12 protein-coding genes are annotated in these 14,526 nt (G+C 45.2%); all 12 read right to left on the bottom strand.

Features of this window, described 5'->3' with window-relative positions:
- Window positions 1-181 precede the first annotated feature (181 nt).
- Window positions 182-2,053, bottom strand: coding sequence for a coiled-coil domain-containing protein (locus HUG20_RS01490; protein WP_200087213.1), 1,872 nt, complete (start codon window positions 2,051-2,053; stop codon window positions 182-184).
- A gap of 33 nt (window positions 2,054-2,086) precedes the next feature.
- Complete coding sequence (locus HUG20_RS19035) at window positions 2,087-2,425, bottom strand: DUF6114 domain-containing protein (protein WP_246476491.1); 339 nt, start codon at window positions 2,423-2,425, stop codon at window positions 2,087-2,089.
- Entirely contained in the window at window positions 2,310-3,212 is a 903-nt protein-coding gene (locus HUG20_RS01480; RefSeq protein ID WP_200087209.1) for a hypothetical protein, read from the bottom strand. Before HUG20_RS01480 ends, HUG20_RS19035 begins: the two co-directional genes overlap by 116 nt.
- A 72-nt stretch (window positions 3,213-3,284) precedes the next feature.
- Window positions 3,285-3,890 carry a DUF6230 family protein gene (locus HUG20_RS01475; protein WP_200087207.1) on the bottom strand — a complete coding sequence of 202 codons (606 nt, stop codon included), beginning with the start codon at window positions 3,888-3,890 and terminating at the stop codon, window positions 3,285-3,287.
- A 321-nt stretch (window positions 3,891-4,211) separates the two neighbouring features.
- A complete protein-coding gene (locus tag HUG20_RS01470) occupies window positions 4,212-4,817 on the bottom strand; it encodes a DUF6230 family protein (RefSeq protein ID WP_200087205.1) in 606 nt (201 codons plus the stop codon).
- Window positions 4,818-5,612: 795 nt separating this feature from the next.
- A complete protein-coding gene (locus HUG20_RS01465) occupies window positions 5,613-7,175 on the bottom strand; it encodes an AMP-binding protein (RefSeq protein ID WP_200087202.1) in 1,563 nt (520 codons plus the stop codon).
- A gap of 50 nt (window positions 7,176-7,225) precedes the next feature.
- Window positions 7,226-8,377 carry an acyl-CoA dehydrogenase family protein gene (locus HUG20_RS01460; protein WP_200087200.1) on the bottom strand — a complete coding sequence of 384 codons (1,152 nt, stop codon included), beginning with the start codon at window positions 8,375-8,377 and terminating at the stop codon, window positions 7,226-7,228.
- Between the two features lie 14 nt (window positions 8,378-8,391).
- Complete coding sequence (locus tag HUG20_RS01455) at window positions 8,392-9,603, bottom strand: acyl-CoA dehydrogenase family protein (protein WP_246476490.1); 1,212 nt, start codon at window positions 9,601-9,603, stop codon at window positions 8,392-8,394.
- On the bottom strand, window positions 9,557-9,919 hold the full coding sequence (locus tag HUG20_RS01450; RefSeq protein WP_200087192.1) for an AtuA-related protein: 363 nt from the start codon (window positions 9,917-9,919) through the stop codon (window positions 9,557-9,559). The genes HUG20_RS01455 and HUG20_RS01450 overlap by 47 nt, the downstream gene beginning before the upstream one ends.
- Before the next feature lie 22 nt (window positions 9,920-9,941).
- Entirely contained in the window at window positions 9,942-11,474 is a 1,533-nt protein-coding gene (gene menE, locus HUG20_RS01445; RefSeq protein ID WP_200087190.1) for an o-succinylbenzoate--CoA ligase, read from the bottom strand.
- A 35-nt stretch (window positions 11,475-11,509) separates the two neighbouring features.
- Window positions 11,510-13,078 carry a class I adenylate-forming enzyme family protein gene (locus HUG20_RS01440; protein ID WP_200087188.1) on the bottom strand — a complete coding sequence of 523 codons (1,569 nt, stop codon included), beginning with the start codon at window positions 13,076-13,078 and terminating at the stop codon, window positions 11,510-11,512.
- Window positions 13,079-13,172: 94 nt separating this feature from the next.
- Complete coding sequence (locus tag HUG20_RS01435) at window positions 13,173-14,525, bottom strand: acetyl-CoA carboxylase biotin carboxylase subunit (protein ID WP_200087186.1); 1,353 nt, start codon at window positions 14,523-14,525, stop codon at window positions 13,173-13,175.
- Window position 14,526 lies beyond the last annotated feature (1 nt).

The following is a 14,526-nucleotide window of genomic DNA, read 5'->3' as shown; positions in this document are numbered from 1 at the left end:
ATAGGTAGCGATACCATTTAAGAGAAACAATTTCTAAAATACACCACTAGCTTCCGCTCCTTATAATGGCATTTCTGGTCATCCTCATCCTTATGTCCGACGTCAACGTCGCACACCATTCATATACCATTTCCATTTTTCTCCGCTATGCGATGTGAAAAAACCGGAAAGGCGGTCGTCATCACCCTTCCGATTTAAGCTCTTCGTAATCCTCTGAGAGGGATTCGAAATCTTCCCGCACCGCCTCAAGCATTTCCAAAAACGCTTCATCATCTTCTTCAAGGTCTTCAAGGTCTTCAAGGTCTTCACTTACACTGACATTTTCCTGTTCATCCTGCAGCTTTTCTTTTGCCTCACTGAAGCGTTCTTCTAATGCTTCCTCGACATCATCAATTCTGCCTTGCATCTCTTCATACTGTTCTACGCCAATCGCTAGATGATCTTCAATCTCATAGCTATCTATCTCTTCATCCTCGTATTCTTGCTGTTTCTTTTCAAGATCTTCTGCATCCGATGCATCGTTATCCAATGTTTCTTCTATTCGGTAGAGTTCCGTCACTGCGTTTACAAACGTGTCATCTTCCTTCGCTTCCTCTGTTTTTTCTTGTAACAACTCCAAAGTCTCTTCCTCTAATGGATGTTCGAAAGCCTCCTCAACGGGCTCGATCCACTCATCCTGAAGATCACTTTCCAACTCGGTGAACTCCTCCTCCGTTTCTCCCATGTCCTGAAGCCATTCTTCTGCATCTGATTCCAAAGCCTTCAGCTCGTCTTCATTGTCGTCAGAACGAGGCTCCATATCTTGATCTTCAGCATCGTCATCTTCGGAACGAGGCTCCATGTCTTGATCTTCAGCATCGTCATCTTCGGAACGACGCTCCGTGTCTTGATCTTCAGCATCGTCATCTTCGGAATCAGACGCTTCTTCCGAATCTTCCTCCCGCTCGAAGTCCAGATCCTCCATTTCTTCTCGAAGGACATCCAGCCGGTCACGCACATCTTCATTCTCATCTTTTAGCGTCTCCACTTGTTCACTTGCTTCTTGAATCCTATCTTCGACCGCTTGCAGCTCGCCCTCGGTTTCCTCCAGTTCTTCATAGCTCTCCGACCATCCGTCCAGTTCCAAGTCCTCTAAATACTCATGCCTGTCCTCAACGGTTTCACGGAAGGATCCCAAACCATCTTGCACGTGCTGCAGTTGCTCGTCAACTTGCTCAACGACTGCAGAAAACGATTCCGATTCCGTCGTCAATTCATCGTGTTGTTCACTCATATTTTCCTGCATTTCTTCAAAATCAGCTTCATCAACCAACGCATTGGCTTCATCGATCATTGCTTCCAAGCTGTTTATTTGCCCATCCGTTTCTTCATGCTGATCTTGCGCTTCTTCAATCAAGTCATCCAGCTGATCCATTTCTGCTTGCAAATCAGAAACGTTGTCGATTTCGTTGGACAACTCTCCATCTTCAGCATCATCCACGGCCGTAATGAGTTTTTCCAGTTGTTCTTCATCATCCTGATCTTCCAGCATTTGCTTTTGTGCTTCCACTTCCGCTACATCGTCCGGATCAAAGCTCGTCCGCATCGTTAAATTCGGAAGCCCGGCACTGCTCGATTCTAATTCTTTGGCGTCAATGATCACATCTGACAAACAGACATCCAGGAGTCGTTCCGGAAAGCATAAACCTCCAATATTTAATGAGTTGACAGTGACGTCCATCCAGCTAACATCAACAGGCACTTCCGGCGTCTCCGATTCAATCGTCAGCACCATCGTGCCTTGATCCGTTTCCTTCAATGTTGATAAAGATAATCCTTCTGCCACTGCACTTGTAAAAGATACCTGTGTATCAACAATAATTCCGGGTCTCAATCCGAGCAAATTTATTCTTCCCGAAATTTGATCTACCGTCAGCACAAAACCATCGAAATCCCCGTATTCTTCCTCTTCTATTTCCGCGTCAGCTTGATCCGTTCCTCCCGGAGGATGGCTATAGGCAACGATAAGTACGATAATAAGGCCCAATATCTTCACTTTTTTCCATAGTTTCATAGTAATGCCTCCACTGACCGATCACGGTTGTTATTACCCATTTACTGTATGCGGGGAAGCAGAGGAGATATCTTGTGATCCTTCTTCCATTTCGTCATAATCATCCTTTTTCGGAACAGAACCATTCCAGGCCGCAATTAGTATACCGCCTGCGATGCCAAGCAGCCCTCCGATGATTAATCCCCCGGCCGCACCGATAAAGGACAGAATGGAGAAAATAATGATCGAGGACCCTGTAAACACATTCAACTCCGGCTTAGTCAAACTTACAAAAGATAACATGACCATGAACAAACCAAAAATCAGCCCGGCCCACATTAAACCGCTTCCCGGCAACAATAGCATAGGAGCTACACTGATGCCGAAAGCCAATACGGCCAGACCGCCGACGAGGGAAAAGACCGAACCCATTACCGGGCGATTTGAATTTTGAGCCGCCAAATATCCAAACGAAAGCGGCACCGGCCACCAAAGTTTCTGACAAAACGATGCCATGATGAACGAAAGTGATTACTCCCGTTATCGCAATACCCAAACCTACCGACATGATCAGCAACAACCTCCTCGCCTTAAATGCCATACGCCAACTTTCCAATTGTCTTTTTTTCACTGCTAATCCAACAAAACAAATGGCTAAAACGGTTCCAAAAACGATGACGCTCGTCATTAACAAGGGGAGTGCGGAAACAACCGCCTCGAAATCCACCATCCGGCTTGTGATTCCGACCACTTGAATCATTATAAATGCGCTAATCGTACCGAGGAAAAACACCACTAAATAATGCCCCGGATACAATACGTAGCGTTCTTTTTTGACATAGTTTTGAATGATGGGGTCAAGAACAGCAGCAAAAATAATGGCGTTTACCGTTCCAAAGGTAATCGCGCCGAGGATGCCAAAACCCATAAGTTGGGTACCTCCGATTAACACTCCGGGCAAAATTCCAATGCTGGCATATTTTACTTTTCTGTTTGCCACCTCCCATTCCAAAAAATGAAACGTCAGTGTAAATAACACAAGAAAAGCTGCTGCCATTATTCCTCCGGCAATTCCTCCCGGCATGCCCAGCCCCAGAACGAGCCCTCCAACAAAAAAACCGGTAAGCAGACCTATAATCGCCATGCCCAGAGCATCTAAAATCAATCCCAATTTTGCCATAAGAGTTCCCTCCCGATCGTTTTGGTAAGGTCATTCATTTCGGGGGAAATAGGAGGCTAAGCCATGTTAGCCTTAAAAACCTCCAATGCTTCCATCTTCCGTGTTAGAAATGACCTGAACCTGCAAGCCAGGTATGCCGATGCTGTCAGCGGACAAGAAATGCGTGTTTAATTCTGCATCCTCAAGCAGTAAATCCGGTGCAGATAAGTCAAAGGAATCCATCGGATCGTCGGTGTAGTATTCCGCGACCTCCAGGCCTCCAAATTGAGAATCAACAGCATCTATGCCGGATACCATCAGATTTAGATTATCCCCTTCAACGACACCTGAAGATGTCACTTGCACATCAACGCTATTGACCCCATAAGCGCCAAGCGCATCTTCCGTATCAATGTTCTTGGAAAGGACTAGGCCGTCAATGTCAGCGGTCCCCAGATCAACACCCGCTTGTGCCCATTCTTGGTTTTGCTCCGTTTCACCAATTGTCGGATACAGCGAGAAATCTGTCCCATCAATTTCATCGGCACTAATCGTAAAACCGCCAATCCCGGCTAACGGAAATGCAGCGAATAACGACCCTGAGATGAACAACGACAATAACACTGCGATCAGCCCTGTACCTGCCGCAGCCCCAATCATTCCCAAACGCTTCTTGCTAACGTTCAGCGCGTTTGCCATAAATGCTCCCTCCTCATAATGCCTTAGCCCAACTTATGCAGATAAGAAAGTTGAGTTATACTTTCTTATCTGCCAAAAAGACCATCCTATTTCCCCCAAGATAAATACCTTCACGCAAAGAAAAGGATTAACATAAAATTGTGAAATGTTTTCGCTTACATTTTTTTTAAAATTTTTGGTTTAAGTTAAAGCTTTTACATGACTGGTCGATATAAGAGATAGGTAAAAAGGATTGCAATTTCCATCGATATAAAGTCCCTTTAATAGAAGTGAAACCCATCAGTCATTTTGGGGGAAATAGAAGGCTAATCGCGCCTTACTTTAAAAGCCCCCGATGCTCCCATCATCCGTGTTAGAGATGACTTGAACTTGCAAGCCCGGGATTCCGATGCTTTGCGCAGACAAGAAATGCGTATTTAATTCCGGATTGTCAAGGGTTAGTTCGGGCGCTTCCAAATCAATGACATTGAGAGGATTATCGGTGTAATGCTCCTGTACTTGCAATCCTGCAAATTGCGAGTCTTCGGAGTCAATGCCCGATACGCGCAGACTTAATTCATCCCCTTCGACAACGCCTGAAGATGTCACTTGCACATCCACACTATTGACCCCATAAGCCCCAAGCGCATCTTCGGTGTTAATGTTTTTCGATAATACTAATCCATCGATGGCAGCCGTTCCCAATTCAACAGCGGCTTGAGCCCACACCGGGTTCTCCTCCGTTTCACCGAGGACCGGGTACAGTTCGAAATCCGCTCCTTCAATTTCATCAGCGCTGATCGTAAAGCCACCAACCCCCGCGATTGGAAATGCGGCAAATAACGAACCAGACAGGAACAACGAAAGCAACAACGCCGTGAGCCCCGCTCCTGCCGCACTCGCTATAATCCCTAAACGTTTTTTGCTAATCTGTAATGCGTTCCCCATATGTTCCCTCCTTATTCCTCTCATACCTCCTATTTCCCCCAAAATAAATACCTTCGCCCACACGTTTCGATTTAGAAACTTGGGAAGATATACTAGCATCATAAGCCTAGTTCTATTTAACCACAATCCCCCAAAATGTCGGTATTTTTAAAAATAACTGTAAAAAACCTACCTACACACCCCCTATATATACTTCCCAGGCCCTCCACAATTTGAAGAGTTACGAAAATTATATCGTTTTAATCATGTTGTAATAACCCCGTAAAATGTAGGTTTTTTTCATTCTGCTTTCACACAATTACGGGATAATAGCAAGACTCCGACAATGAAGCTGGCTAAAGCCAATGCCGTGACGTTTGTTCAGGGTTATTTTTTCGGCGCGTTGCAGACTTTGTCACACATCGTCCATGGCTCGCATCGATCCTCTCTTGTCAAAGGACACTGCGATATACAGGATGGATTACTTATGCATGTATTCCATTACAAAGGTAGGTAAACACATGCGAACGTTTGATTCCCCCGCAAATGTAGGGGATGCACCTAGTAGTCACTGTTCAAGAAGACGTTTTGCCGAACATCAACATAATGCTTGATTAATAAATCAAGATGGATGTGGATCATTACCACCGTGAAATAGGGGCGGAAAAAGCAGTTCAGGCATAACATTTACCAACTGCGGAAACATTTTTTGAAACGACGGGAACGGAATGGATGAGTCATGCGCAAACGACATCATTCGGGAGGAAATCGCTCTCGAATGATGTCGTTACGCGCCACACTGTATAGATAGTGATTTTAATGCGAAGGGGCTTGGAGATAGTGATTTTTATATTCTTCGCGCAATACATTCTTTTTCACTTTTCCCGTTGTTGTCGCGGGCAACTGCTGTAAAAAAATCACGGATTTGGGGACCTGAAAAAAACCCAAATGTTCAGCGCAATGGTCGATAATCTCCCGCTCGGTAACGCTTTCGCCCGGCTTTGGAGTGACAAAAGCGGTAATCGCTTCGATCCAATGCTCATGGGGCAGACCGGCAACAGACGCATTGGCCACTTTTGGATATAAAAAGAGTGTTTCTTCCACTTTTATCGATGCAACGTTTTCTCCGCCGGTTTTGATCATATCTTTTTTACGATCGACAAACACCATTTGTCCGTCCGGATCCCAGTAACCGAGGTCACCTGTGTGGTGCCAATCAAATTCCCGGCTTTTTTCCGTTGCTTCTTCCTTATTAAAATACCCATTCATCACCGTCGGGCCGCGGTGGACGATTTCGCCAACTTCCCCATCGGGAACAACGCTTCCATTATCATCCATAATAGCTGTGTCGACAAGCAGAGAAGATTCGCCCCAATAAGAACCGAATCGCCTCAATTGCTCTTCAGGTTTGAACATCATGGTCGCGGGATACATTTCCGTTTGTCCTGTTCCAAGGAAGAAATCTGCATCAAAGGCTTCAATGAGCCGCTCAAGTGTCGTCTTATCCATCGGTGCCATGGCATACATGCATTTTTCCAATGAGCTTAAATCATATTGCGCCCGTTTCGGATGATCGAGCAACACCCGATACATGAGGGGCAGGGCAAGCATTCCCGTCACCCTGTGTTTCTCCACTGTTTGCATAAACACTTCCGGGTCAAATCCCTTTAAAATGACAATCGTATTGCCGTGATGCAATGACGTCGTCAGCATCGCATGTTGGGCACAATGGAACATAGGCATCATAGCAAGAGCTACGGAATTCTGCTTATAACCGCTTTCAATAATGTTTCCCAAGCTGGAAATATAAACCGATAAGTGACTGATCATCACCCCTTTGGGGTTGCCGGTCGTTCCACTCGTGTACATGATTTGCGCCACATCCCGGTCTTCGATATGGACATCGGGTTCTGATTGATCCTGATGTTCCAAAACATATTGAACGGTATTTCCCGCACCATGGGAATCTTCATCAGCGAACAGAATGAATGGGCAAAGTTTGGATAATTCATTAAACGAACGTTTGATGAATGCGGCATCACCGATCAATAGTTTCGGCTCTGTTTCGTTTAGGATATACGTTTTCTCGTCCAGTCCAACGCCTGGGTTGATCGGCACCCAAATCATCCCTGCTTTAGCCGTGGCATAAGAGACAACGGCGTGTTCAATGGAGTTGCCGCAAATCGTGGCAACCTTATCCCCTTTCACCAAGTCACTATCAAGCAAATAATTGGCAAACCGATTACACATCTCATCGAGTTCTTTAAAAGTCAAGATCCGTTCATCTTCTATCAGAGACGGCTTTTCCGGAAAACGGCGCGCGCTCCTGCGGATAATATCTCCAATCGCCACGCGATTCACAACAGAAATGTCCATCATCCCTGCACCTCCAAGAAATATTCGCGCGTCTCCCACCCCATATTTCTATATCAATTTATGATCCCTAACCGTTTTACCAAAATTTCATTCATGACTTGTGTCGTTCCGCCGCCGATTGATTGGATTCTTCCGTCACGCCAATAACGTTGCACCGGGTATTCCATCATATAACCGGCACCCCCATGAATTTGCACGGCTTGATCCGTCACGCGATTAATCATTTCCGAGGCATACTTTTTCGCCATGGTTGTTTCTTTAAGTGCATCTTCGCCATTTTCATAGAGATAAAGCGCGCGGTAGGTTAAATGTTTCGTTTTTTCAATTTCCACGGCCATGTCTGCCATTTTATGGCTTAACACTTGAAATTTGCCGATGGGGCGACCAAATTGTGTCCGCTCTTTGCTGTATTTGACCGCAGCTTCCAACGTTATATCCGCTAAGCCGATACAGCCGAGCGCCATAACGAGACGTTCCCATTGAAAATTAGTCATAATATAGCGAAAACCTTTGTTTTCCTCGCCTATCAAATTCTCAGCAGGCACGTTCACATGGTCAAAAAACAACTCGCCTGTGTCTGAAGACCGCCAACCTAATTTTTTTAACTTTTTTCCGGTTGTAAAGCCTTCCGTTCCTTTTTCCACAATAAAAAAACTGATATTTTTATGCTGCGGTTCTTCTTTTGTTTTTGCAGCAATGACTGCGAAATCCGAATTGACCCCATTAGTAATAAATGTTTTGGATCCATTTAGCACATAATAATCCCCTTCCCGTGTTGCGGTCGTCTTCATGGAAGCAACATCAGAACCTGCTTCTGGCTCGCTAATGCCAAGGGCTGCGATCTTTTCACCTTTAATGCCCGGGGCTAGATATTTTTCTTTTTGTTCATGACTTCCAAAATTGGCGATGACAGGTAACGCGATGTTCGTGTGCGCCCCGATGGATGCCCCGACACCGCCCGCACCCGCTCGAGCCATTTCCTCGGTAAGAACCGCTGCCGTCACGAGATCCATATCGCCTCCACCGTATGCTTCAGGAAATTTAATCCCGAGATAACCGAGTTCACCGAAACGGTGAAATAAGCTTCTTGGAACCTCCCCATCTTCTTCCCATTGTTCGACGTTAGGCGTCATTTCGTTGGCAACAAATTTTCGCACCGTTTTACGAAACAATTCATGTTCGTCTGTAAAAATCCAGTGTCTCATCGTATCCCCCCATTTTATAAACCGATTTGTTTCGCTATAATTTGTTTCATGACTTCATCGGTGCCGGCTCCGATTCGAGCCAGGCGGGAATCACGCCAGGAACGTGCGGCCGGATATTCTTCCATGTAACCGTTTCCACCGTAGATTTGCAAGGCACGATCCGCGACCCAGTGAGCCATTTGTGAACAAGCCAGTTTTGTGATCGATATTTCTTTCGTTGGCACTTCTCCCTGTTGAAATCGATAGGCGGTGGCATAGGTCATTTCACGGCACAGCTCGATTTCCGTTGCCATTTCTGCGAACAGATGGGCGATCACTTGATTGTCTACGATCGGACGACCGAATTGCTTGCGATTTTTCGCATAGTCAAGCACCTGGTTATAGGTATGTTCGGCTCCGGCAACAGCTCCCGCGGCGCTGATTAAACGCTCTCCTTGCAGTTCCCACATAATCTGATAAAACCCTTGACCTTCCACGCCCAACAAATTTTCATGGGGAACTCTGACATCTTCGAAAATCAGTTCTGCCGTGTCCGATGCGCGCATGCCGACCTTATCCAATTTTTTGCTGACAGAAAAACCTGGGCGATCCGATTCAACGAGAAATAAACTGATGCCCTTATAACCCGGTTCATCCGATGTTCGGGTGACCAATGTAATAAAGTCAGCGCGCGGTCCGTTTGTAATGTACGTCTTCGCACCATTAATGACCCATTCATCGCCTTCTCTTCTTGCCCGAGTCTCAATGGACGCCACATCCGATCCGTGGTTCGGCTCCGATATACCGATGGATGCCATTTTTTCGCCTTTCAAAGCCGGTTTCAAAAACCGCTCATGCTGATCTTTCGTCCCGAATTTAAGGATCGGCGGTGTCGCCATATCGGTCTGTACGGCCGTTGCCATGGAAACACCGCCGCTTCCGCAGGCATGCATCTCCTCGGCAAAAACAAGCGCCATAAAATAATCGCCGCCCTGGCCGCCGACTTCCTCAGGGTAGTATAAGCCGAGAAAACCTAAGTCCCCCATTCTCTTAAAGATATCGCGGGGGAACTCACCTGCTTCCTCCCATTCATCCGCATGGGGCCTGAGTTCCTCTTTTACGAATTTTCGTATTGTTTTTCGCATTTTTTCATGCTCTTCTGTAAAATATGGTTGACGTGTGATCGCGCTCATCTCCTTTTTAGTTGAATACTTTTGCGTTTGCTTGCAATTTTTCCAATAACTCATCTGAAACCTCGATGTTCATGCGCAAGAGAGCGGACCCAAATGTTTTCCCCAAATTATCGATTCGTAGCGACGCTGAGCCTCCCCCATTCAATGCGTCTTCACACACAAATTTTAACGCTAAAATGTTGGGCAGCTCATAACGGTAAACATCACCAAAGACCAGTCCTTGGAAATGATCTTTTACTTTTTCTACAGTGACCTGTTGAAGCAATACATCGTAAAGTTCTTTATCATTAACGAAAAGTCCGAGATCAACTTTATTACCTTTGTCTCCAGACCTAGCTTGCGCAACATTTTTTAACTGGATGGTCGACATTTTTTCACCTCTTTTTAAATCATTACTTCACTTGATCCTTTACGCCTTTGCGTAACGCCGTTTTCAACACTTTTCCCGTAGCATTGCGCGGTAACGCCTCGATGATTTCAATGACTTTCGGAATTTTAAAGCGTGCGAGTTTGCCTTCACAAAAGGATTCAATGTCTTCCAAGGTCATTGTCTGATTCTTATCTTTCAACACGACAAAAGCTTTCGGCGTTTCTCCCCATTTTTCGTCCGGAACCCCAACAACACCCGCCTCCTTAATATTCGGATGTCGAAATAACACCTGTTCGACTTCAATGGGATACACATTTTCCCCACCGGAGATGACCATGTCTTTTTTCCGGTCCACAATATAGAGAAACCCTTCGTCATCCAACGTTGCCAAGTCTCCACTATAAAACCATCCATTTTGCAATGCTTCTTTTGTTTTCTCCGGCTTATTCCAATAGCCGACAAATACATTCGGTCCTTTAATCAACAGTTCACCTACTGCTCCCGTCGGTACTTGTTGGCCATGCTCATCAACAATTTTGACGTCCACATGGAATAACGGTTTCCCTATAGAGCCATTTTTTCGAAAACTATTTTCCGGATCTAATAAACTAACGCTCGGGGCGGTTTCCGTAAGGCCGAACCCTTCATAAAATGGTATATTTCTTTGTTGGAAAAATTCAATGACCGTTACGGGACACGGGGCACCACCGGAAATATTGTACTTTATTGAGCTTAAGTCATAGTCGTCAAAGTTGGGCACCTGGGTCATTGCCATCCACATGGCCGGCACCATGAATAAACTCGATAATTTTTCTGTTTGCACCAATTCCAGCACAGTACGAGGATCGAATTGATCTTCCAATACAACGGTCCCGCCTTTATACAAGAGGGGCGTTGCCGACACACCCATGGCGCCGATATGAAACATGGGAGCAACGGCCAACGTTGTATCTTCGGCATCTATAGACCTAAAATGGATGCTATTGATTGCATTCCATAAAGTATTGCCATGGCTGATCATGGCACCTTTTGGATTCCCCGTCGTCCCTGATGTGTACATCATCATATGGACGTCATCCAAGCCAATGTCAAAACCCGGTTCTTCATCTTTCGCCCCAGCCAAAAGTTGATCATATTGTAAGTCACGCTTATGAGGATGCTGTCCGACGTGAATCCAGTCGCTAATGAACGTCGTTCTTTCCCGTAATTGATCAACCAACGGTTTCATTCTCTCATCATAAATAAAGTGGCGCGGGGAGGAATCCCGAACAATATATTCCACCTCATCCACACTTAAACGATAATTAATAGGCACATAAATAGCCCCTATTTTCGCACAAGCAAACATCGCTTCCAACATCTCATTCGTATTGAACAAGAGGGCGTCGACACGGTCTCCCTTTCTTACCCCTATATCCGACAATGTGTTTGCCAGTCGGTTTACCCTGACATTGAGCTGTTCATAGTTGAATTGCTTTTCTTTGTAAACAATCGCTGTCTTATCCGCAAAACGATCACAATGCTTAACAATCCATGAACCAACACCGTTTGTCATGATTCCAGCCCCTTTATCAAAATTTACGGATATAGCTATTGAAGGGATGCAAAATATTGTTCTTTCAAAAGTGATTTTTGAATCTTACCTGCTGGAGTCAGAGGGACGTCATCCACAAAAACGAACTGTCTCGGAATTTTATAATCAGCCATCACGCCTGCACAATAGTTTTTTAATTCTTCCTCTGAAAGCCTCGCGCCGGGAGCGAGAACAATATAAAACCGTCCGACTTCCCCTAGAAAATCATCCGGGACTCCGAATCCGGCAGCCATTGAAACTTCGGGATGCTCCACTAATATATTTTCCACTTCCACCGGATAGACATTATAGCCGCCTTGAACGATCATTTCTTTTTTCCGTCCCTTATAATAGATATAACCCTCGTCATCCATATAGGCCATGTCCCCTGTATACAACCAACCCTTATGCCCAAAACTTTCCTTCGTCTCATCTATCATATTGTCATAACCTTTTGCTACGCAGGCACCTTTAACAGCTAATTCACCGATTTCTCCGTTAAAAAGTGTCTTTTTCTCCTCGCTTACAACTTTTATGTCGAAATCACCAATAGCTACACCGATACTAGCCTGCACTTTCTCTATATCATCCGTTGACTTTGAAAGCACACAAGCACCTGATGTTTCACTTAATCCGTATAAGTTTGAAAGCCTCGCATTCGGTAAGGCGCCCGTTATGAGTTCACAAAGCTCCGGCTCAACGTTCGATCCGCCGGCAAAGCATAGGCGGAGGGAGTCTAAACGGTAGACCTTACGTTTGTCATTGTTCAATAACATTCTGTACATCGTTGGAACTCCGCCAAAAATTGTCGCTTTATGATGATGGATAGCTTCAAGTACTTCATCAGGATCAAAGGCCGGGACCAAAACCACACTACTATGACTTAATAGCACCACTGTTACGCAACAGGAAATACCACCAACATGGTTCAAGGGCATGCTACCGATGGTCACATCTTCTTCCATAATCCCAAAATGATCCATTTGTGCTTTTGCAGAAGCGATGACACTATTATGGGAAATCATCGCTCCTTTCGGTTTTCCGGTTGTTCCTGAGGTATAGATAACGAGCGCGGTATCCGTCGGACGTACGCGTGCCTTTGCTTCGTTTAACAATTGATTGGCCGCTGGTTCATCTAGCATTTTTACAAATGATCGACTGCCATTAAATCCCTCCCCCATGAAAATATAATGTTCAACACTAGGAATCTTATTTTTAAATCCTTCAAAAAAATCACTGTAGCTAAAATCTCCCAACTCATTTAAGGATACAATCGCTTTTACTTCTGATTGGTTAAGCATGTACTCAAACTCGGCAGCACGATACCGAACATTTAAAGCTACAACACCTACACCAATTTTCATTGCCGCAAAATATGTGTACAACCATTCCAACTGGTTTAACGCGATAATCCCGAGCTTATCCCCCTTTCGAAGCCCATCCTTTATAAAAGCTGTTGCCAATTGATCCGTAACATTATCCAATTCCCGAAAAGTAACATTTTTTGGTCCTTCGTGAAGAAAAACGCTATCCGGTACCGCCGAAACCGCATTTTCTAACATATGAGCAACAGTCGGTTTTTCCATGTTCATCGCCCCCCTAAATGATAAACGCAGAAGTTTCTCCATCGGCATTTACGACCGGGTCATTCACAACCAAGAACTTTACCTATACCCTCCATTATGCTTTAACCCCTATTTGCAAGTGTTGTTTCAAAAAATTTGTTGTGGTATCCCCGTCTTTAAAAGCCGCGTGGGCGAATACATTCTGTAACATGGGAACGTTCGTCTTAATTCCATCCACTTCATATTCGTCAAGCGCCCGCGTCATATAATCGATTGCCTCTTCCCTCGTATTGCCTTTTACAATTAACTTAGCAATCATCGGGTCATAAAAAGGCGTGACCTTGGATTGTCCGGTGACGGCAAGTTCATGACGTATATGCGATCCATGCGGTATGCTCAATTTCGTGATTTGACCGGGTGACGGGAAAAATGTCTTTGGATCTTCGGCATAGATTCGCACTTCGATGGCGTGGCCCATTCGTTTAATCCCCGGTTGCTTAAAGGGCAACGTTTCTCCTGCCGCAATGTTTATTTGCTGTGCAACGATATCCAAACCGGTGATTTCTTCGGTCACCGGGTGTTCCACTTGCAAGCGCGTGTTCATTTCCAGAAAATAAAAGTATTTCTCTTCATCCACGATAAATTCAATCGTCCCTGCATTACTGTATCCAATGGCATCTGCTGCTTTAACAGCCAATTCCCCCATTTTCTTTCTCGTCTCTTCATCAAGAAATGGGGAAGGCGCTTCTTCCACAACTTTTTGGTGGCGGCGCTGAATGGAGCATTCTCTTTCCCATAAATAAACGGAGTTCCCTTGATGATCCCCTAAAATTTGAATTTCAATGTGGCGTGGATGTTCGATAAATTTTTCAACATACATGGACCCATCGCCAAAAAAGTCATTCGCCCGCTTTTGATTCCCTTCAAAAGCCTTTAAAATGTCCTCATTGTTATGAGCCACCTGCATGCCAATGCCACCGCCCCCGGAGGAAGCTTTCAACATGACCGGATAGCCGATTTCTTCTGCAACCGCGGCCGCTTCATCGGCATCTTTCAACGCGTGGTTAATCCCGGGCACCAATGGTACACCTGCATGATGCATCGTTTTCCTCGCTTCTATTTTGCTTCCCATCTGCGCGATGACGTCTGGTGAAGGTCCGATAAACGTAAGTCCCGCTTCTTCACATCGACGGGCAAAGTCAGGATTCTCCGATAACAAGCCATAACCCGGGTGGACGGCTTCTGCACCTGATGTTTTTGCGACCTCCATAATTTTATCGATATTCATGTAACTTTCATTGACAGGTGGTTTCCCGACTAAATATGATTCATCAGCCATCACTACATGGGGAGCATCAGCGTCCGCCTCCGAATAAACGGCCACGGTTGCAATTCCCATTTTTCCACACGTTCGAATAATTCTTGCCGCTATTTCTCCGCGATTTGCGATTAAAATTTTATTGAACAAC

The organism is Salicibibacter cibi (genome assembly GCF_016495865.1).
GTDB lineage: Bacteria > Bacillota > Bacilli > Bacillales > Marinococcaceae > Salicibibacter > Salicibibacter cibi.
The sequence above is the reverse complement of the archived record's forward strand: the minus strand, read 5'-3'. Positions and strand labels throughout refer to the sequence as shown.

Bases quoted from the DNA above. Each gene is read 5' to 3' on its own strand.
- HUG20_RS01465 (WP_200087202.1), bottom strand. From the start codon at position 7,175: ATGATGGACATTTCTGTTGTGAATCGCGTGGCGATTGGAGATATTATC.
- HUG20_RS01490 (WP_200087213.1), bottom strand. From the start codon at position 2,053: ATGAAACTATGGAAAAAAGTGAAGATATTGGGCCTTATTATCGTACTT.
- HUG20_RS01475 (WP_200087207.1), bottom strand. From the start codon at position 3,890: ATGGCAAACGCGCTGAACGTTAGCAAGAAGCGTTTGGGAATGATTGGG.
- HUG20_RS01450 (WP_200087192.1), bottom strand. From the start codon at position 9,919: ATGTCGACCATCCAGTTAAAAAATGTTGCGCAAGCTAGGTCTGGAGAC.
- HUG20_RS01460 (WP_200087200.1), bottom strand. From the start codon at position 8,377: ATGAGACACTGGATTTTTACAGACGAACATGAATTGTTTCGTAAAACG.
- HUG20_RS01480 (WP_200087209.1), bottom strand. From the start codon at position 3,212: ATGGCAAAATTGGGATTGATTTTAGATGCTCTGGGCATGGCGATTATA.
- HUG20_RS01455 (WP_246476490.1), bottom strand. From the start codon at position 9,603: ATGAGTTATTGGAAAAATTGCAAGCAAACGCAAAAGTATTCAACTAAA.
- HUG20_RS01470 (WP_200087205.1), bottom strand. From the start codon at position 4,817: ATGGGGAACGCATTACAGATTAGCAAAAAACGTTTAGGGATTATAGCG.
- HUG20_RS01440 (WP_200087188.1), bottom strand. From the start codon at position 13,078: ATGGAAAAACCGACTGTTGCTCATATGTTAGAAAATGCGGTTTCGGCG.
- menE (WP_200087190.1), bottom strand. From the start codon at position 11,474: ATGACAAACGGTGTTGGTTCATGGATTGTTAAGCATTGTGATCGTTTT.